The sequence below is a fragment of the Acinetobacter ursingii DSM 16037 = CIP 107286 genome, assembly GCF_000368825.1.
GTDB lineage: Bacteria > Pseudomonadota > Gammaproteobacteria > Pseudomonadales > Moraxellaceae > Acinetobacter > Acinetobacter ursingii.
Genome location: NZ_KB849711.1, coordinates 314,723 through 334,180, shown reverse-complemented (window position 1 = coordinate 334,180; position 19,458 = coordinate 314,723). Strand labels below are relative to the sequence as shown.

The window sequence follows — 19,458 nt, the reverse complement described above, 5'->3', positions numbered from 1 at the left end:
TTTTTATTCATTTTAAATAAACTGATGTATTATTTTAAAAAGAATAGACCATTTTAAATTCTCAAATGAATAAAAGTAGTTCAGCTCAAATTCAATACATTATTAAAATTCTGACTTGCACCGTTATTATCAGTATAATTTCAATCATTTTTGATAAAGACAAAACTTCAAATTTCTTCTTATGGGCAACGTTAACGAGCTTCTTTACCCTCCAAGCAGATCAAAATATTAAAGTTAATTTTAATCAAATTACAGGCAATATTATTGGCTCAATAGTTGGAATTTTAATTTGGTTTTTAATTTTTTCTGCCTCACATTATGTCGCATATATTAATTTGGAATATTGGTTTTTAATTCTTGGAATTTTTCTTACGACTCTGATTTGCATTATTGTCAGACATACTGAATACTGTGGAATTGCATTAGCCAGCTTTTTGATCGTGACGATCTATGATGTCGCTCATCAAACCATTGAAGGTGCATTATTTCGAATTGTATTCTGTGCGGCAGGCTGCTTCATCGCCTATCTCGTTGATATTGCTGTGCGTAGATGGATGTACAAATAATCTAGAATATAAAAATAATCCGACAATAATTTTTGTAATTTGTTAAAACCTGAGAGTACCTAGAGTCGAAATCGTATTCAGATTCATGTTATGGTGCTAGATGAATCTAATGAACAGGCAATGGAGATCGACGTGAGTTACTATCATATCTTGATTGAAGTGAATGATCTAATCAGTACGATTGAGCAAACACGTGATATTGAAATTCTTGATATCATTGAGATTCAACCCTATCTCCATTCAATTTTGTTGCCCTATTTCAATGAGCAGGAAATTGAACTCGAAGATGAAAATATCGAATTTAAGGATATTTTACATCTGGAAGTGAAACAAACTCTCTTACCAATTGAACATCTGATCGAAGAAGAACAAAAACTCTTGCCAAGTGATACCGATGTCACCATCACCGCCTATGAAATTTTTAATGATCGTGAACTGAGTCAGGATGTCACTACTGTGATTATGGACATTCTTGAAGCGGTCAAACTGGATCAATCCCCGATCGAATAAAACCATTACATACAGTAAAAGGTCTACACATGTAGACCTTTTATGTTTTCATTAGTCAGATTTTAAAAAACTACTGCATCATTTTTACCGCTTGCTGAGTACGAATCGCTTTTAAAATCTGCTGCCCTGGTCGACCTGTTGGATTTAGCCCCAAACGGCTTTGTTCCTGACGAATTGCCTGACGAGATTTATCTCCAATCAAACCATCGACTTCACCAATATCATAACCACAGCTGACTAAATAACGCTGAATTTCACGGCGTTCAGCACGCGATGTCCCAGGATCATCCGTCGGCCATGAGCTGACAAATGGTCCTGCTCCTTTTAGACGATCAGATAAATGGGCAATTGCCAAGCCATAGCTTTCGGCTGCATTGTAACTATAAATGGCATCAAAGTTTTTAAACACCAAAAAGGCTGGCCCATTTGCACCTGCGGGTGTCATGAGACCTGCGGGAGTAGACAATGAAAGATTACCCTGAACCAGTGCCGAACCATCTACACGTGTCACGCCTCGCTGTTCCCAACTACTCAAAGGCTTTTTATTACGTCGCCCTTCTCCACTTATAGAGATATTTTCTGGAATTTTGACCTCAAATCCCCACGGCATACCCGTTTGCCAACCTGCTTGTTTCAAGAAATTCGCGGTCGATGCCAATGCATCTGGCACACTAGAAACCAAATCACGGCGACCATCACCATCAAAATCAACCGCTAAGCGCTCATAAGTGGATGGCATAAATTGAGTATGACCAAATGCTCCTGCCCATGAGCCTTTCAACTGATCCTCCCTCAAGTCACCGCGCTGTAAAATGCGTAGCGTGGCAAAAAACTCACCGCGAAAATAGCTTTGACGGCGTCCTTCACAGCTTAATGTTCCCAAAGCCTGTAATAACGGATATTTTCCAGAAATATCACCATAGTTACTTTCCACACCCCAAACCGCAACAATAGTTTCTGGCGGAACACCGTAGGCTTGTGACGCGCGATTCAGCACATCGCGATATTGCGCCATTTTTTGTTGACCTGCCTGTACCCGTTCATCATCTACTAAGCCCGAAAGATAGTCCCAAATTGGTGTTGAGAACTCAGGCTGATAATTTAATTTATCAATTACCGAATAATCAGGACTTAAATTTTGCGTATAACGATCATAAGTGGCTGCACTGACACCTGAAGCAACCGCTTGTGAACGCAAATTGGCAATACAACCCTGAAAATCATTTTGGGGTGAAAAACTGCTCGCTGCGGGTGTTGTTGTAGTTGTAGAAATGCTTGCACCATTCATAATGAGTTCAGCTTGGGCTTGAGTCGCTAGAAAAAAACAGGAAGAAAGAAAGAAAGGCAAACGTCGCATTGTTATCAGCACCATTTTTGAATTCAAAGTTTGATTTTACCTTAGCATTTAGATGGCACGATGACAGATAAGTTTGGTAACTTTGAATTCATTTTTATCATTTTAAATTCATCATCGAGCGATGCTTTTAAATTCAAACTTTTCCATCACATTATTTTTAAATTCAAAAATCGTTTTTCCATTTAAATTCAAAACATGTTCAGCATGATGCTATGTCAAAATATTGAATTAAAACCAAGAATTCGTGATTTTTTAGTATTTATAATGACTTAGACAGCATCCTATACAGTTTATAACGATCACTTGTTTTGAATTCAAACTTTAGGATACGCACCGATCGCCACTTTAAATTCAAACACCACTCACCACAGTATCTGTGGATAACCTTACGCTTGGTTTTTGAGTTTAAAATACAGAATATAAAAAGCCTACTTTTGAATTCAAAAATATTCTTCATCATCGACGTATTTTATTAGTCCTTTGTATTTCTTCCTTATGGATAAAAATAAAGAGACCTTAAATAGTCATCAAAGATAATTTAAATTCAAAATAAAAAGCCTAGATTTTATTACCATTTGAATTCAAATTTTTAGCCATTTATTGTTGAAGTAAAGATAGATTTTATCTGATCAAATCATGTTAAAAAATAACCAAATTTACGCGACTTGACGAGATCAACAAGATAAAAGGTCAGATTGAAAGGCGGTCTAGCAAAATAAACCACAAAAAAACGACCAGTATTTTGATCGTTTTTTTGGAGCTAAAATTTAAAAATTACAGCGTCATATTGGCTTTTAAGGCCAATGGCTCAGGTAAAATCTGCGCTAATTGGCGGCATAAACCGACCAAATCCTCGCTATTCACAGGCATTAAGGTGATATGACCGAGTTTACGACCTTCACGCTCTGTTTTATTGTAAAGGTGTAAATGCGCGCCATTTAAGGCTAAAACATCTTCAGATTTTGGGTGTTGCCCAATGATATTGACCATCACGGTTGGACGTATCACATCTGTTGAACCCAATGGCAAACCCGCCACCGCACGAATATGATTTTCGAACTGTGAACACACCGCACCTTCAATCGACCAATGTCCTGAATTATGTACACGTGGTGCCATTTCATTGGCAAATAAACCCTGATCTGTCACAAACAATTCGAGTGTTAATACACCAACATAATTCAGATGATTGAGTAAACGCGTGATGTAATCCTGTGCAACAGGTTGCAAATCAATGCTGTTCGGTGCAGGCACAATTGAATGCGATAAAATCCCGTGATGATGATGATTTTCTGCCAAAGGCCAAGTTTTTACTTCACCATTTTGGCCACGCACGGCAATAATGGACACTTCACGCGAGAAAGTCACAAAACTTTCCGCAATCAAGGATTGTGCAGGCCCCAGTTCAGCCCAAGCTTGCTCGATCTGATCGGCTTGACGCAAGACAAATTGTCCCTTGCCATCATAACCACCTGTCGCGGTTTTTAATACAATCGGTAAGCCTAGCTCGGACACAGCTTGTTTTAGTGAGTCTAGACTATCGACCGCTTTAAACGGTGCAACTGGAATATCAAGCTGATTAAATAGAGTCTTTTCCGAGAGTCGATTTTGCGCAATCGCGAGTGCCTGACGTGGCGGATAAATTGATTTGGTTAGACTTAGAGCATCCACATCTTCAAGCGGCGTATTTTCAAACTCAAGACTAAATACATCGGCACTTTGAATAAAAGCACTTAAACCATGTTCTGCCTGACTTGAAAAAACATGTCCAAGCGCCGCGGCTGGACAATCTTGCTGGGCTTCAAAAAAAGTACATTGAATATTTAAAGGTAAAGCAGCTTGAGCCATCATGCGACCCAATTGACCACCACCAAATATTCCGATGGTTTTATCCATGATTGCCTCGTTATACTTGACCAGGAATATTGTTACTTGCGACTTTATCGGTCTGCGCAGTACGGAAATCAGCCACATTTTTAGCAATTTCAGGATTATGTAGACCTAAAATCTGTGCCGCCATAATCGCAGCATTGGTTGCACCCGCAGGGCCAATCGCCAAAGTTCCCACCGCGATACCCGCTGGCATTTGTACAATTGAAAGTAAAGAATCAACACCATTTAAAATCGAAGATTTTACAGGAACTCCAAGTACAGGCAGATCAGTTTTAGCTGCACACATACCTGGTAAATGCGCCGCGCCGCCAGCACCTGCAATAATCACCTGAATGCCGCGTTCACGCGCCGTTTCTGCATATTCAAATAAACGATCGGGGGTACGATGTGCCGAAACCACTTCAGCTTCGAAAGGCACACCGAGTTGTTTGAGCATATTGGCAGTATGTTCTAGCGTTGCCCAATCCGATTGAGAACCCATAATAATTCCGACTAAGGGTTGAGCATCTTTCGCTGCGACCGCGTTCATTGGCATTTCCAAAGTATCAAAGATAAAAATAGAGATCTCGGTTTGCACCAAGAAAGATAAGAGAATGCGCGGCATTATAGCGGTTTTTTTCAACAGCTCCAAAACTCTGAGACAATTTGATCTGAATTGATCAAGTTTGATGCTTTTACCCAGTTTTTGAGCCAAATTAAATCACAGGAAATATGATTTAAAGCTGAGCGAGAAACTGCTGTAAGCATTTACTGACAAAATTCTCAGAAAATAGCGTCTAGGTCTATTTTTTATTTTGTCCTATGATGAATTCATCAGGAACAGGAAGTTCCAGAACAGAAAACAAAAATGATAAGTTCTTGCATCAGGATCGTGAGGGATGACAGGAGTTATACCTAGGCGCAAAATATGAGAAAGCTCGACAGGATGTCGGGCTTTTTTCATTTGATCTAGATCAGTTTACTGTCCACGAAACACAAAATAGACGCACCCCATCAAACATAACATGGCCCATAAATAGTCCAGTTTGAACGGTTGCTTGAATAAAAACAGCATGAAAGGGACAAATACGATCAGCGTTACCACTTCCTGCGTAATTTTCATTTCACCTAGCGTCCAACCTTGTTGATCCAGATAGCGTGTGGCAGGAATCATAAAGCTATATTCCATCAGCGCGATCAGCCAACCAAACAAGATGGCTTGCCATAAAGGCGCATGATGTAAAAACTTCAAATGACCATACCACGCCATCGTCATAAAGCAATTTGAGATAATTAAACAGCCAAGTGCAATCAATGTTGGATTCAAATGAATATCCTTGATCAGAATAGACCACAAACGGTCTGTGAACAGTCAAATTTATTATAAAAGCGAAATTTCAAAAAATAATTCTTTTATCAAAATTTAATCCCTGTCATTTCACCTAAAAGCAACAGCAAAACACCCGAATCACATGATTTATGACTATCTTTTCCCAAGCAGCCTTGTTATCGTTGCTGTCAATTTAAATTGATATTTTGACGTTGGCGTATAGAAATAAAAGGCCAACTCAGGGCAGTGGAGTAGGCGAGTTATGCATCTGCATATTTTGGGTATTTGTGGCACTTTTATGGGTTCTTTGGCACTTCTGGCAAGAGATTTAGGACATAAAGTCACAGGTTCCGATGCCAATGTCTATCCACCCATGTCGACCCAATTAGAAAATGCTGGCATTGAACTCATGCAAGGCTATGATCGTAGCCATTTACAGCCGCATCCCGATCTGGTGATTGTAGGCAATGCAATGAAACGTGGTATTGATGCGGTTGAATATATGCTCAATGCAGGTTTACCTTACATCTCTGGCCCACAATTTTTGGCTGATCATGTTTTGCAAGGGAAACATGTATTGGGCGTTGCAGGCACACATGGTAAAACTACCACCACCACCATGCTGGCTTGGGTACTCGATCAGGCAGGTTTAAATCCAGGCTTTTTGATCGGCGGGGTCCCGCTTGGTTTTAGTGAAAGTGCGCGTTTGGGAGGCGGTCAGTATTTCTGTGTTGAAGCGGATGAATATGACTCGGCTTTCTTTGATAAGCGTTCAAAATTCGTTCACTATCATCCTAAAACCGCGATTTTAAATAATCTTGAATTTGATCATGCCGATATCTTTGATGATTTGGCAGCGATTCAAAAACAATTCCATCATTTGGTGCGCACCATTCCCAGTGAGGGGTGCATTATTGCGCCAATCACTGAAACTCATATTGATGAAGTGTTGGATATGGGTTGCTGGACGCCAGTGGTGCGTACCAGTTTAAATCCAAATCCTGATGTTGCACTCAGTGCAGAACAACTTAGCGCGGATGGCAGTCATTTTGAAGTACTAGAACACGGTGTGGTCAAAGGTGAAGTACAATGGAGTATGACGGGGCAACATAGCGTCGCCAATGCCTTAGCAACCATTGCAGCAGCACAACATGTCGGTGTGAGTATTGAACAGGCTTGTCAGGCTTTATCCAATTTTGGCGGAGTCAAACGCCGTATGGAACTGCTTGGAACCGTTCGCGGCATTGAAGTTTATGATGACTTTGCCCATCATCCAACCGCAATTGAAACCACGCTAGACGGCGCACGTAAACGCTTGGGCGAACGTAAACTTTGGGCCATTATTGAGCCACGTTCCAACACCATGCGTATGGGCAGCCATAAAGAGGGACTGGCACAATCAGCACGTTTGGCCGATGAAGTGATCTGGTATCAACCCGAAGGTCTGGACTGGGATTTACAACCTGTGGTCGACGCTGCAACCAATCATGCTCAAGTCAGCCGTTCATTGGACGAAATTATTAATCGTATTGTGAATGAAGCAGGTGAGGGTGATGCTGTAGTGATTATGTCAAATGGCGGTTTTGGCGGATTACATCAAAAGCTTTTAAATGCCTTAAAATAAATTTTTCTCAAATCGTAGCGTTATAAAGAGTCCTTTTTGGACTCTTTTTACTTTTTTTTCGTCCTTAATGCCTTAATTTTATCCATGCTATTGAGGTATAAATAGATTAAATTTGATAAGCTAAATCAATATTTTTTAATTCATATTCTATTAAATATTAGTCTGAATCCCAATAATTTAGAAATTAAGAGGCTATAAAAACATTCTTTTAAATGTGATTGTTCATATAACATTTATCAATTAAAAACCAAGTATAAATTCAATTGTAAATGTAAAAAACACAATATAATGGAAATATCCATTCTTTTATAGATATAGAGATTAAAAAAAATATTTTTTGAGTATAAATAACAATAATAAATACAAATTCACAAATAAAATTCATAACACGTAACAATTTATATCAAAATATAAAATTTTTTGATTTTTTAGTTTTATTAAGTTATTCATTTCAAATAATTTTTATTTAAATGAAAAATCAACTATTTTTTATGAATAAATTAATCAAATTTATTTCAGATGCTGATTGGCTTGAATAAAAATTAAAAAACAATAAATAACAACAATTTAAACCAAATAAAAAATCAAAGTATTTTATTTTATGTGAAATAAATCACATTATTGTTTATTAGTGTGATTAAACTATGCTTAAAGAGCGGTTATGAATAGAAGATTTTTTCAAAATCCAGATCTCATAATTGTAAATTTATAAATAACAAACAGCATCTTAATAATAAAAGATGGGAGATACGTTATGAACAAGCTTGTAAAAACAATATTGTCAGTGATGGCTTTTGGTGGAGTGGTTGGTATTGCTCATGCAGAGGTAGAAACGGCGAGCTTATGGGGTGGCGGAGGCGGTTCGCAGCACCCTGAAGGTTGTACAGAACTCTGCGGAAGCAAGTCTATTCCTATTGAAATCACAATTCCAAAAGTATGCGAACTCAAAAATGTCACTACAAAAATCACCCTAAATAGCACTACAGGCACTGGTACTGGTGGTTTTAGTGTAGGTGCAAATGCAGCATATAACCTATTGGTTGATACCGATAATCGTACTTCAGGAACTAATAACTCTGCATTAAAATATGGAACTTATTCTATTCCAACAACTGTTACTACTAAACGTGGCTCCAATAATGTCAATTTAGGTTCAATCAAATATAATGAACCAATGACTGCTGGTACTTCTTCACTTAACGATTATAGCATTACAGTACAAACCTCTGGTTCTTTAGGTATTAGCAAACCCGCTGGAACTTATACTGATAAATATAATATTTCAGTTTATTTCTAATCCATTTTATTTACTGTTTCAAAAAGTTGGTTCTATTCTAGCAATGGAGCCAACTTCATTACTTCAAATCCAATCACATTATAAAAAATACCATTGAATACAAAAGTTAATTACTTATAAATAATATACGGGTGGGTTATGAAAAGAAAAGTTTTAATCTTAATACTTGGTTTATGTGGGTATACTCATATAGTATGGGCAGGTTTATCAATTAGTCCAATCCAACTCTATATTACCGATAAAACCAAACAACGTAGCGCAACAGTCACCATGGACTCAAAAGACATGGAGGACACTAAAACCTTTGAAGCAACCGCCGTGAAATGGTCACAAAATGACAAAGGAGAGGATGTCTACGAGCCAGATCCCAATATCATTATTAACCCCAAAAACTTTATTATTGCGCCTAATTCAAAACAGGTCATTCGTGTTGGATTTAATCAACCTTTAGCAGGTATCACCACCAATGACGAAAAGACCTGGCGTATTATTTTTCAAGAAGTAGCTCCGCCTGTTGAAACGGATTCAGTAACGTTTTTATTTAATATTTCTGTCCCTTTATTTGTGGGTAAGCTTAATCCAGTCAATATCAATGTCATACCGAAAACGATTAATAACAATTTAGTCGTCAATATTAAGAACAATTCTCCTTCACATGTTCAGATTTTGAAATTAACGTTGGTAGATGCTTCAAAAAAAGAAGTCGCAAACTTAAGCCAAATGAAATATTTACTTCCAAATACAGCTCAAGATTTTAATTTTGAGAAAATTAATCTGCATAATAATCAATATAAACTTCTCGTTCTGACCGACAAACAAGATCAGCCTTATGAATATAGTCTTAAGGAGTGATCTGTATGAAAATATCGACACTTTCTGCACATATCTGCTTGATATGTGCATTTACACATGTTCATGCGGCAGACAATGTCATCTTATCCAATCTCTGGATTAATGGACTCGATCGGAATACGGAGGCCTTAGTTTTACAACAGGATAATCAATATTATGTTGAATGTCAGATTCTTAATTCACTTAATTTAAAAGTATTTTTATTAAAAAAACACGCCACTCAAGAACAATATTGTCTAGTAAGTAGTGATCAAATCCACTCCAACTTTGATAACGCAAGTCAGTCACTCAAGATTGATTTTCCGGCTGAATATTTTCTGGGGTATTCCAATCAAAATACCATGCTACAACCTGATAAAGCATCTTTGGGAGCATTTCTCAATTATGACTTCTTTTATGACAAATTTGATCAAGGCTATGAATTTAATAATTTTTACGAACTAGGGATTTTCAAGGATTATTGGTTACTCAATAACTCATTGATATACAGAAAAAATGATGCAGACGATGACAGTACAGGAGTGATTCGTCTAAATAGTTCTTTGAGTATTGATTTTCCTCAGCATTTCACCAGACTGACATTGGGGGATAATACCAATATATATAATTCACTGATTGATTCTTTTCGCTTCGGTGGGATTAGTTTCGGGACTAATTTTAGCGAACGTTCTGATTTTATTTACTGGAACACACCTATTTTACGAGGGAGTGCAATTGTTCCTTCAACTATTGATTTATATATCAATGGTGTAAGTATCTATCGACAAAATGTGACTCCAGGAGACTATACCTTACAAACGGGTGCAAACATCCAACAATCAGGTAATGCCCAAATTGTGGTTGAAGATATTTTAGGCAACCGCTCCGTGCAAAACTTTCCAGTTTTGATCAACAATCGTTTACTCAAAGTTGGACTCAATGAATATAACGTCTCTTTAGGTAAATTACGTTTTAATTACGATTATGACAGCAATGACTATCGTGATTTCTTTACCAATGTCTATTTTCGTCGTGGCTTTAGCACCGATACCACCCTCGGTTTTAATGGATCATATAGTGATGATGTAAAAAATTTAGGATTGATGTGGACACAATCATTAGGGCGTTATGCCTTATTAGATGTAAATGCAGCAGGAAGTTCTGCTTATGGGAATGATGGTTATTCGGTTGGTGCTTCTGTAAGCAATAGTTTTGATAGCTTTTCGATGGGACTGAGCACGCGTTACTCTTCTGAAGACTATCAATCACTTGGATATACTCAAGATTTTCGAAACCCTCGTATCGATTCGTTGGCGTATCTATCCTTCTTTAAAGTGCCTTATGTCAATAGTGTTAATTTAAACTATGTCGAACGGCGTTATTATCCAGATGATGAAGTTCCTCGAAATAACTCAAAATTATTAACAGTCGGAATATCCAAAAGCTTTTCCAGACGTTTATCTTTTACGGCGTCCTATTTTAAAGATTTTGGGGATTTTAATGATTCTGGCGCTTTTTTCTCCCTTATTTTTAATTGGGATGACAATAAAAATATTTATCTGGATCAAACTACAGATGGAGATACACGTTTAACCTTTGCGAAAAGTTCTCCTGAACAGACAGGCTTTGATTATTCTGTAGGTGCTGAACGTCGTGATGGTGAAATGACTTATAACGGATTTGGTTTATTTAAAACTGATGTTGGTGATTTGACTTTACAACATACTCAAAATTCTGACTCTTATGATTCACGCGTGTCCTATCGTGGCGCACTAGTTTGGCTGAATCATCAGGTGAATCTAACAAAATCTGTCGATAGTGCCTTCGCATTGGTCAAAGTTGGTGATTATAAAGATGTCGATGTGATGCGTTCTTTATCGCCTGTTGGTCGAACCAATAAAAATGGCTATTTCTTTATCCATGATATTTTGCCTTATATTTCTTACGATTTATCTTTTGATCAGGATCAACTTCCGATTGAAGATAAAATTGATTACTCATCCAAAAAAATGGTCGCACTAAATCAACGCGGTTATTACATTGATTTTCCAGTAACTCATACCCAACAAGTGATCGTAAAATTACGCGATAAAAATGGAAATTTATTGGCCAGAGCGACACCCGTTTATCTGGATCAAAATACAGATCAAGTCTATCCAGTCGACCAACAAGGTAACGTTTATCTCTACGGTCTTTTACCTAAAACCTATCAACTCAGTAGTCAAGGAGACAAGGCTTGTCATAGCCAATTACAAATTCCAGAAAAAACCAGTACCACCACATCCAGTCAAGTCATTGAGTTGACTTGTAAATAAGGAGAAAGGCAATGAAAATATTACTTGGCATCATTGCATACTGTGCTTTAGGCACTCTCTATGCAGGCCAGTGTTCTATGGGACAAATTACCGAACCACGTATGCGTTTGGGAAGTTACTATCAAAGCCAAGCTGCGACATCGTTTCACGTCAATTGTGATAGTGCTTACACCATTCGTTTTAATAGCATGAATCTGCGTAGCACAGATGGTTCAAGTTTTGTGACCAATGGTCCCTACAAATTAAGAACCCGTTTAACCGTAGCAGGGCCGGTGGATAATTTATGGAATGTGCCATTAACCGCCAACACCCATAAAGATAATAAATACATCATTTCAGTCAGATTAGAAGATCGTCCGTCCATACAGGTTCCAGCAGGTACTTACCGTGATATGGTGTATGTCAATTTATCGTTTTAATCCAAAGATCTGAATAGATTTATAAGATAAAGGATACTGAACACCATATTTTGAGGAATGATCTAGCAACATGATGTTTAAAACGTGATTTTTTAAATAAAATTTTGATCGTGATCAAGCCCTTGCCTTGATGTGTGACGCTAGGGCAAGGATGATTATGAAATCTTCTAATGACTTTTTTAGACCTAGGCAGGTTGAAAAAAATCCGATTTGCTTAAACAGCATAAATATGCGATGCTAGAGACACATTTGGATTTGATCCAAAACCCAATTTAAGTAGACAAGGGGAGTAGCCTCCTCCAAGCGTTGTAAACTAATGTAATATCAAAAGTTAATTTACAACGTGTCAGATATCGTCAATACACTTTGCAAAAAGTCGGTATCTGAGCATCAAATATAGTTTGATGTAGGCAAGACCTTGATCATGTTGATACAGATGTTTTTTTTATTCATCTGGCGACAGGTCAAGGTTTTTTTATGGCCAATTGTCAGATGTGGAGAGATTTATGGACTCTATCGGTAATATTTGGCTGTATCTGGTCTTTTTTGGCATCGTATTTGCGATGCTGTTAATCGACTTTCTCGGCTTTAAACAGAAAAAAGACCAGTCCGTGCCCATTAAACAGGCACTAGCATGGAGTATTGCTTGGGTGACCGTGGCGATGCTGTTTGCAGGTGGATTATGGCTATACCTACAACAAACCGCAGGACTTGCGCTTGCCAACCAAAAAACCATGGAATATCTGGCAGGTTATTTACTGGAAAAATCATTAGCGATTGATAATGTTTTTGTCTGGTTGATGATTTTTGCTGCTTTTGCCATTCCACCTTCGTTACAACGTAAAATTTTGCTTTACGGCGTATTAGGCGCGATTGTTTTAAGAACGATCTTTATTTTTATTGGTGCATGGTTTGTTCAGGAGTTCTCTTGGATTTTATATATTTTCGGTGCATTCTTGGTCTATACCGGCTTTAAGTTCTTAAAAGGTCAAGGAGATGAGCAGCCCAATATTGAAGATATGGCATTACTGAAATGGTTACGCAAACATATGCGTATCACGCCAAGTTTTAAAGGCGATCGTTTCTTTGTCAAAGAGCAAGGCATCCTTTGGGCAACTCCATTGTTTATTGTACTGATCTTGGTGGAGTTCTCCGATGTGATCTTCGCGGTAGACTCTATTCCTGCCATTTTTGCGGTCACCACCGATCCGTTTATTGTCCTTACTGCCAACCTGATGGCGATTTTGGGCTTACGTGCCATGTTCTTTTTATTGGCAGGAACAGCATCAAAAATGCATTATCTGCCCTATGGTTTAGGCATTATCTTGCTATTTATCGGCTTTAAAATGTTGATGCTTGATGTGTTCCATATGCCAATCTGGATTTCCTTGAGCTTTATTGTGTTGGTGCTGGGGATTACCGCGTGGTTATCGATTCGCCACAATAAAAAACAGGCTCAATCCTAATCTCAATTCTGATTGATCCAGCCCTTTTGTCTTGAAGATAAAAGGGCTTTTTATTTGCGAGATTCAATCAATTTAAGCTTGGGCCAACGTTGTAGCCATTGTTTTTCAATGACTCGATTTTAAAAAGTCTCATAATTCACCAAACGCGGATTCCAACGTAGTTTTAGCTCGAATAAATCTGATAACCCAAAGGGTGCAATGATTTCAAGCAGATCATTTTCAGTGAGGCGTACTGCAATCGCGGTCGCGGTTTCAGGCCATGCAGAAATTGCATCGAATAAAGAGGTATAGGCTTTTATCTTCTCAGCATTTTCGTTTAAATACCAATGATGTACGGTCGCCTGATTGACCACATCCCAGTCGTTTAAAGGAAATTGTCTATGTAATGCCTGTTGAATGCGCTGCTGTTGTTGTGAATCTGCATCAGGATCGTAAAAAATCACATCGATTTCTACCTGTTCAATCTCATATTTTTGATGATGTAACGCAGACCAGATCAATTGCCGAATCACACCTGCACTCAGGTAACAGTGTGCATTGATGGTGCGTAATACTTTTAAACGCTGAACAAGTGCGGCTTGATGCAAAAACCATGATTGAATTTGATCATCATAAGCCCCTGAAATATGGTGCAATGTTGTCATATCCATTATTCTATTGCGTTAAATTTATACCATTTGGCAAGTTCTTTGCATTATTTTAAGAAAAAAACTGAGATTTAAGGACTCATCTTCGGGTCCTTAAATTTCTTATCTTTAATTCACGATAATCCTTGTTTTGCTTTTCATATAAACACTGCAATTCTAGGTAAATACGTTACAATCAATCGAAAAAATTACAAGTTAAAGGTTTTTTAGATGTCATCTTCCGCTCAAACCACCATTGTTCGTGGTCGATTTTTAGATATACAGTCTTTGGTTCAACAGGCTCAACAGATTCCTGAACAAGTTCGTTATCTTGAAGACGGCGTTCTGATTAGCGAAAACGGTAAAATCAAATGGTTTGGCACATGGCAAGATGCACAGCCTCATCTTCCTGAAAATATTGAAATTCAACATTATCCAGAACAACTGATCGTCCCAGGATTTATCGATACTCACATTCATTATCCCCAAACTGAAATGGTGGGTGCGTACGGTGAGCAACTTCTGAGTTGGCTAAATACTTATACCTTTCCAACTGAACTTCAATTTAAAGACCCAGCCTATGCACAAAACATTGCCCAGTTTTTTGTGCAAGAACTATTAAAAAATGGAACAACGACAGCACTGGTATTCTGTACGGTCCATCCTGAATCTGTTGATGCCTTATTTGAAGCCGCAGAACGCATTCAGATGCGTTTGATTGCAGGTAAAGTGCTGATGGATCGTCATGCACCAGATGGTCTTTGTGACACGCCACAAAGCGCTTATGACGAATCTAAAAACCTTATTGAAAAATGGCATGCTAAGGGCAGGGCGCTCTATGCAATTACCCCACGTTTTGCACCAACCTCGACGCCAGAACAATTAGAAAAAGCGGGTCAACTCAAGCAGGAATATCCTGATGTCTATGTGCATACCCATTTAAGTGAAAATAAAGATGAAATTGCGTGGGTAAAATCACTTTATCCTGAACAAAAAAGCTACCTCGATGTATATCATCATTATGGTTTGACAGGCCAGCGCTCGGTATTTGCCCATTGTGTGCATTTAGAACAAGAGGAATGGCAATGTATGCATCAAACAGATTCAGCCATTGCCTTTTGCCCGACCTCAAACTTATTTTTAGGTAGTGGTTTATTTCCATTGAAAAAGACTTGGGAACAAGGCGTTAAAGTGGGCTTAGGCACTGATATTGGGGCAGGCACATCCTTTAGTCTGTTACAAACCGTCAATGAAGCCTATAAAGTTCAACAGCTACAAGGCGATAAACTCTCTGCTTATGAAGCGCTTTACCATGCCACAATAGGCGGTGCAAAAGCACTGGATTTACAGGACCAACTCGGTAACTTTAATGTCGGTAAAGAAGCTGATTTTGTGGTACTGAATTTAAAAGCCACTGCTTTGCAAAGTCTGCGTCAATCTCGCGTGAAATCGATAGATGATGCCTTGTTTGCGCTGTTTACTATGGGCGATGATCGCAATATCGAGGCGACGTATATTTATGGACAATGTGCCTACCAAAAAACCGAATAAATCAAAAGTGAAACCCAGACCGTGGCTAAAATGGACGATCTTCGCAGTAGTATGTAGCTTACTGCTCAAACGTGATCAACCTGACAAAAAGAAGCCATAGTTACAGTTAATCATTTGAGAAGGGATGCATCATCTGCTTTTTTGTTTTAAAATTTACAGATGAATTGAAGATTTCAGGGTGTTGCAGGTCAACACCTTTTTTATTTTTAACTTTTGCGTTTTAGGTATCTACCCCATGACCGTTGCAATGAGCGTGATGATCTCAACTGAAGACATTCAAGCCAAAGTCAAACAACTCGGTGAACAAATCAATGCTCACTATACCAATAGCCAAAAAGATCTGGTGTTGATTGGTTTACTCCGCGGCTCTTTTATTTTTATGGCAGATTTATGCCGAGCCATCGAAAAACCGCATGAACTGGATTTTATGACCGTTTCCAGCTATGGCAGCAGTACCACGTCTAGTCGTGATGTTAAAATTTTAAAAGATCTGGATGGTGAGATTCGCGGCAAAGATGTGCTCGTGGTCGAAGATATTATTGATTCTGGCAATACTTTAAGCAAAGTACTTGAAATTTTGCAAACGCGCGAACCCAATTCTATTGAACTCTGTACGCTGGTGAGTAAACCTTCACGCCGTGAAATTGAACTTGAAGTTAAGTTTTTGGGTTTTGAAGTTGAAGACCGCTTTATTGTGGGTTATGGATTGGATTACGACCAAAAATATCGTCATTTACCCTTTATTGGTGAAATTGGTCTGTAACCAAAAAAATGGCGCTTTCGCGTCATTTTTTATGGATGTTTTACACGATATCGACCACACAAAAACGCAACATGATTTAGCAATCCGTGACTATCAGCCTGATTTAAAACCGTTCACTATAATAAAACAAGCACTTGTCAAATCAGAATAAGCAAAACAAGGAGAACGTCTTATGTGGTCATTTATTGTTGCCATTGTCGTCGGTTTTATTGCAGGTTTAATCGCCCGCGCGATTCATCCTGGTGAAGATAAAGCGGGTTTTATTGTTACCACACTACTTGGGATTGCAGGTTCACTTTTAGCAACCTATGGCGGACGTGCTTTAGGACTTTATCCCGAAAACTCCAGTGCGGGCTTTATCGCCTCGGTTGTAGGCGCCATTATTATTCTGTTTATTTATAATCTGATTAGCAAAAAAACTGCCTAAATTTTCTCTAGATATAAATAAAGGTGGTAATTTCTCTACAAAAATTACTCATCTTTTAAATTTGATTCAAGGCTGATATCTCTATCAGCCTTTCGAGTTGAAAACGAAATTTGTAGCTTAATCCAGTTTAAATTCTTTCCACAACGATTCTATTTGTTCAGCCGAAACCATGCCAGCCGCCTTAAATCCATTAGAAAAAATCAAAGTTGGTGTACCTTCAATTGCTAGTGTTTGACCTAACTTTAAATTTCGATCAATCGGATTTGCACAGGGGACTGTACTTTGTGGAACAATGCCCTTACGAATCAGATTATTCCATGCATAAGTACGGTTTGCTTCGCACCAGACTTGTTTAGAAGGCTGTACCGATTGACTGCGAATAGGATAAATAAAAGTATAGATCGTGACATTTTTCAGTTGATCGAGCTGATTTTCGAGTTGTTTGCAATAAGGACAATTGGGATCTGAGAAAACTGCTATCTGGCGTTTACCATTGCCTTTCACGGTTTTAATAGCATCCTGTAAAGGTAAACTTTTCCAGTCAATGCTTTTGTTTTTGACCACCAGATCCTTCGTTAAATTATGCTGATCTTTTAAGCGAATCATCGAACCAATCAAAATATGTTCTGCATTTTCACCAATATAAATAATCTGATTATCCAGTGTCGCACTATATAAACCCTGCATTTCGGTTTTCTGGATATTTTCAATATTTAACTTGGGATACTTTTGTTTAAGTTGAATCTGCACACTTTCCACACTGGCTTGACTTGAAAAAGCCCATGCACTTATTAAAGCTGCCAGTAAAATTTTATACATTGCATCATACTCAACCTAAACAAAGCTGTATTGTAAAAGAAACGCAGCTCAGCTCTGTTATATTTTCTTTGAATCTTAGACCTTGAATCAGATGTTTCACGTGAAACCTTTTTTGATTTGATGATTCTGATGATGCTACAAGCTGCTTTAGCTTTAGATTAAAATCTTTTTCACATAACTTATACGCAAACTGATCGAAATAGGTTTAAGCTGAATAGATTCCGAAACTCTCCACGCACTCATGACCGAAAGATCATGAGTGTTTTTTTATTTTTGTTTGATTACTTTCCAATACAAAATGAACCAAAAATCTTGCCGAGCAGATCATCCGCACTAAAACCCCCTGTAATTTCACCCAGTGCATTTTGCGCCAAACGTAAAGATTCAGCGACCAACTCACCAGCATGGAATACTACAAGCTGTTCGCACGCCTCATCCAGATAGTGCTGAGTGCGCTTCATTGCGTCTAAATGACGTGTTCTGGCAATAAAGGTGTCTTCCTCAGGCTGAAAGCCTGCATGCGCTGTAATCGTCTCTATGAGGCTGTCTACGCCAGTTTCCTGTTTGGCCGAAATCCTAACATGACGAAACCCTTGATATTGGTCATTCACTGCGCTTTGTTCAAGCAAATCAGACTTATTCCCAATGAGGATTAAACGTTTCGGATCAAGATGATCTTTAAAATACTCCTGAGCAAGTTGTAAAGGATCGTCACCTTGACTTAAGTCATAAACCAACAGCAACAGATCAGCTTGTTCAATTTCTTTAATCGCGCGGCGGATGCCTTCTTTTTCGACAATATCACCTGTTTCACGTAATCCCGCAGTATCTGTCAACGTAATGGGTAAGCCATTTAAGCTAATTTTTTCATGCAGTACATCACGGGTGGTTCCTGCAATGTCCGTCACAATCGCGCGCTCATTGCCCGCCAAGGCATTGAGTAAGCTTGATTTGCCTGCATTAGGCTTGCCCGCAATCACGACTTGTAAGCCTTCTCGTAACAACTGACCTTGTCTTGCAGATTGTTGTACCGCCTGTACTGATTGTTTTACCTCATCCAGCAAAGCCAAAATTTTACCATCCGCCAGAAAATCAATTTCTTCTTCTGGAAAATCAATCGCCGCTTCAACGTGCAAACGCAAATGAATGAGTTTTTCTAAAACGGTATTAATTTTAGTGGAAAAAGCGCCTTGTAATGAGCGTACAGCGGAACGTGCAGCCGCTTGCGAGGTGGCATCAATCAAATCTGCAATCGCTTCTGCCTGTACCAGATCCAGTTTTCCATTTTCAAAGGCACGCATGGAAAACTCACCGGCTTTCGCGGCTTTGGCGCCTAATTCAAATAAACGTGCCAATAACGCATTTTGAATGACAGGGCCGCCATGCCCTTGTAACTCCACCACATCTTCGCCCGTAAATGAATGCGGATTAGGGAAACACAAAACCAAACCTTCATCCATCACCTCGCCAGCCGCATCATAAAACTGACGAAAACCCGCCATACGCGGTTCAGGAAGTATTTTTTTCGTCAATGCCTCTGCGATCGTAAAAGCTTTAGGGCCAGAAAGACGAATCACACCCACACCACCACGTCCAGGAGGGGTAGCAATTGCAGTGATGGTGGTTTGTGCAAGCATAACAATAACCTAACTATTGCAAGAAAACAGAAATAAAAAAATCCGCTC

18 protein-coding genes are annotated in these 19,458 nt (G+C 38.6%); 11 read left to right on the top strand and 7 right to left on the bottom strand.

Annotated features, from left to right (window positions below; genetic code table 11):
* Positions 1 to 65: 65 nt before the first annotated feature.
* Positions 66 to 566 carry an FUSC family protein gene (locus tag F944_RS02495; RefSeq protein WP_004986250.1) on the top strand — a complete coding sequence of 167 codons (501 nt, stop codon included), beginning with the start codon at positions 66 to 68 and terminating at the stop codon, positions 564 to 566.
* A gap of 120 nt (positions 567 to 686) precedes the next feature.
* Complete coding sequence (locus tag F944_RS02490) at positions 687 to 1,076, top strand: hypothetical protein (protein WP_162897706.1); 390 nt, start codon at positions 687 to 689, stop codon at positions 1,074 to 1,076.
* Positions 1,077 to 1,146: 70 nt separating this feature from the next.
* Here the strand turns inward: F944_RS02490 and F944_RS02485 are convergent, their stop codons facing one another.
* The 4 genes from F944_RS02485 to F944_RS02470 all read right to left on the bottom strand — a co-directional run bounded on the left by F944_RS02485 (position 1,147) and on the right by F944_RS02470 (position 5,647).
* A complete protein-coding gene (locus F944_RS02485; RefSeq protein WP_004986245.1) occupies positions 1,147 to 2,433 on the bottom strand; it encodes a lytic murein transglycosylase in 1,287 nt (428 codons plus the stop codon).
* Positions 2,434 to 3,207: 774 nt separating this feature from the next.
* A complete protein-coding gene (locus F944_RS02480) occupies positions 3,208 to 4,329 on the bottom strand; it encodes a 5-(carboxyamino)imidazole ribonucleotide synthase (RefSeq protein ID WP_004986244.1) in 1,122 nt (373 codons plus the stop codon).
* 10 nt (positions 4,330 to 4,339) lie between these two features.
* Positions 4,340 to 4,855, bottom strand: a complete 516-nt coding sequence (gene purE, locus F944_RS02475; protein ID WP_004986242.1) for a 5-(carboxyamino)imidazole ribonucleotide mutase — start codon at positions 4,853 to 4,855, stop codon at positions 4,340 to 4,342.
* A 429-nt stretch (positions 4,856 to 5,284) separates the two neighbouring features.
* Positions 5,285 to 5,647 carry a DMT family protein gene (locus tag F944_RS02470; protein ID WP_125625200.1) on the bottom strand — a complete coding sequence of 121 codons (363 nt, stop codon included), beginning with the start codon at positions 5,645 to 5,647 and terminating at the stop codon, positions 5,285 to 5,287.
* 250 nt (positions 5,648 to 5,897) lie between these two features.
* Here F944_RS02470 and mpl point away from each other — a divergent pair, with 250 nt between their 5' ends.
* The 6 genes from mpl to F944_RS02440 all read left to right on the top strand — a co-directional run bounded on the left by mpl (position 5,898) and on the right by F944_RS02440 (position 13,587).
* Positions 5,898 to 7,259: a UDP-N-acetylmuramate:L-alanyl-gamma-D-glutamyl-meso-diaminopimelate ligase gene (gene mpl, locus F944_RS02465; protein WP_004986232.1), complete on the top strand. Its 1,362-nt coding sequence runs from the start codon at positions 5,898 to 5,900 to the stop codon at positions 7,257 to 7,259.
* Between the two features lie 754 nt (positions 7,260 to 8,013).
* Complete coding sequence (locus F944_RS02460) at positions 8,014 to 8,556, top strand: hypothetical protein (RefSeq protein ID WP_004986231.1); 543 nt, start codon at positions 8,014 to 8,016, stop codon at positions 8,554 to 8,556.
* Positions 8,557 to 8,694: 138 nt separating this feature from the next.
* Positions 8,695 to 9,408 carry a fimbrial biogenesis chaperone gene (locus F944_RS02455; protein ID WP_004986230.1) on the top strand — a complete coding sequence of 238 codons (714 nt, stop codon included), beginning with the start codon at positions 8,695 to 8,697 and terminating at the stop codon, positions 9,406 to 9,408.
* A gap of 5 nt (positions 9,409 to 9,413) precedes the next feature.
* Complete coding sequence (locus F944_RS02450) at positions 9,414 to 11,702, top strand: fimbria/pilus outer membrane usher protein (protein WP_004986229.1); 2,289 nt, start codon at positions 9,414 to 9,416, stop codon at positions 11,700 to 11,702.
* 11 nt (positions 11,703 to 11,713) lie between these two features.
* Positions 11,714 to 12,121 carry a hypothetical protein gene (locus F944_RS02445; RefSeq protein ID WP_004986228.1) on the top strand — a complete coding sequence of 136 codons (408 nt, stop codon included), beginning with the start codon at positions 11,714 to 11,716 and terminating at the stop codon, positions 12,119 to 12,121.
* A 506-nt stretch (positions 12,122 to 12,627) separates the two neighbouring features.
* The gene (locus F944_RS02440; RefSeq protein ID WP_004986225.1) at positions 12,628 to 13,587 is read left to right on the top strand and encodes a TerC family protein; all 960 of its coding nucleotides are present in this window, start codon (positions 12,628 to 12,630) and stop codon (positions 13,585 to 13,587) included.
* Between the two features lie 119 nt (positions 13,588 to 13,706).
* Here the strand turns inward: F944_RS02440 and F944_RS02435 are convergent, their stop codons facing one another.
* Positions 13,707 to 14,237 carry a nucleotidyltransferase family protein gene (locus tag F944_RS02435; RefSeq protein ID WP_004986222.1) on the bottom strand — a complete coding sequence of 177 codons (531 nt, stop codon included), beginning with the start codon at positions 14,235 to 14,237 and terminating at the stop codon, positions 13,707 to 13,709.
* Between the two features lie 207 nt (positions 14,238 to 14,444).
* Here F944_RS02435 and guaD point away from each other — a divergent pair, with 207 nt between their 5' ends.
* The 3 genes from guaD to F944_RS02420 all read left to right on the top strand — a co-directional run bounded on the left by guaD (position 14,445) and on the right by F944_RS02420 (position 16,954).
* Positions 14,445 to 15,764, top strand: a complete 1,320-nt coding sequence (gene guaD, locus F944_RS02430; protein WP_004986219.1) for a guanine deaminase — start codon at positions 14,445 to 14,447, stop codon at positions 15,762 to 15,764.
* A 235-nt stretch (positions 15,765 to 15,999) separates the two neighbouring features.
* Positions 16,000 to 16,527: a hypoxanthine phosphoribosyltransferase gene (gene hpt, locus F944_RS02425; protein ID WP_004986218.1), complete on the top strand. Its 528-nt coding sequence runs from the start codon at positions 16,000 to 16,002 to the stop codon at positions 16,525 to 16,527.
* A 172-nt stretch (positions 16,528 to 16,699) separates the two neighbouring features.
* Entirely contained in the window at positions 16,700 to 16,954 is a 255-nt protein-coding gene (locus tag F944_RS02420) for a GlsB/YeaQ/YmgE family stress response membrane protein (RefSeq protein WP_004986215.1), read from the top strand.
* A gap of 117 nt (positions 16,955 to 17,071) precedes the next feature.
* Here F944_RS02420 and F944_RS02415 read toward each other — a convergent pair whose 3' ends face one another.
* Positions 17,072 to 17,773 (bottom strand): DsbC family protein, encoded by a 702-nt coding sequence (locus F944_RS02415; protein ID WP_004986213.1) that lies wholly within the window; start codon positions 17,771 to 17,773, stop codon positions 17,072 to 17,074.
* Positions 17,774 to 18,054: 281 nt separating this feature from the next.
* Positions 18,055 to 19,410, bottom strand: coding sequence for a tRNA uridine-5-carboxymethylaminomethyl(34) synthesis GTPase MnmE (gene mnmE / locus F944_RS02410; RefSeq protein ID WP_004986211.1), 1,356 nt, complete (start codon positions 19,408 to 19,410; stop codon positions 18,055 to 18,057).
* Positions 19,411 to 19,458: the final 48 nt, after the last annotated feature.

Coding starts and splice junctions, on each gene's coding strand:
- F944_RS02455 (WP_004986230.1), top strand. CDS start 8,695: ATGAAAAGAAAAGTTTTAATCTTAATACTTGGTTTATGTGGGTATACT.
- F944_RS02420 (WP_004986215.1), top strand. CDS start 16,700: ATGTGGTCATTTATTGTTGCCATTGTCGTCGGTTTTATTGCAGGTTTA.
- F944_RS02450 (WP_004986229.1), top strand. CDS start 9,414: ATGAAAATATCGACACTTTCTGCACATATCTGCTTGATATGTGCATTT.
- hpt (WP_004986218.1), top strand. CDS start 16,000: ATGACCGTTGCAATGAGCGTGATGATCTCAACTGAAGACATTCAAGCC.
- F944_RS02440 (WP_004986225.1), top strand. CDS start 12,628: ATGGACTCTATCGGTAATATTTGGCTGTATCTGGTCTTTTTTGGCATC.
- F944_RS02495 (WP_004986250.1), top strand. CDS start 66: ATGAATAAAAGTAGTTCAGCTCAAATTCAATACATTATTAAAATTCTG.
- F944_RS02460 (WP_004986231.1), top strand. CDS start 8,014: ATGAACAAGCTTGTAAAAACAATATTGTCAGTGATGGCTTTTGGTGGA.
- F944_RS02480 (WP_004986244.1), bottom strand. CDS start 4,329: ATGGATAAAACCATCGGAATATTTGGTGGTGGTCAATTGGGTCGCATG.
- F944_RS02485 (WP_004986245.1), bottom strand. CDS start 2,433: ATGCGACGTTTGCCTTTCTTTCTTTCTTCCTGTTTTTTTCTAGCGACT.
- mpl (WP_004986232.1), top strand. CDS start 5,898: ATGCATCTGCATATTTTGGGTATTTGTGGCACTTTTATGGGTTCTTTG.
- F944_RS02445 (WP_004986228.1), top strand. CDS start 11,714: ATGAAAATATTACTTGGCATCATTGCATACTGTGCTTTAGGCACTCTC.
- F944_RS02435 (WP_004986222.1), bottom strand. CDS start 14,237: ATGGATATGACAACATTGCACCATATTTCAGGGGCTTATGATGATCAA.
- F944_RS02490 (WP_162897706.1), top strand. CDS start 687: ATGGAGATCGACGTGAGTTACTATCATATCTTGATTGAAGTGAATGAT.
- purE (WP_004986242.1), bottom strand. CDS start 4,855: ATGAACGCGGTCGCAGCGAAAGATGCTCAACCCTTAGTCGGAATTATT.
- guaD (WP_004986219.1), top strand. CDS start 14,445: ATGTCATCTTCCGCTCAAACCACCATTGTTCGTGGTCGATTTTTAGAT.
- F944_RS02415 (WP_004986213.1), bottom strand. CDS start 17,773: ATGTATAAAATTTTACTGGCAGCTTTAATAAGTGCATGGGCTTTTTCA.
- mnmE (WP_004986211.1), bottom strand. CDS start 19,410: ATGCTTGCACAAACCACCATCACTGCAATTGCTACCCCTCCTGGACGT.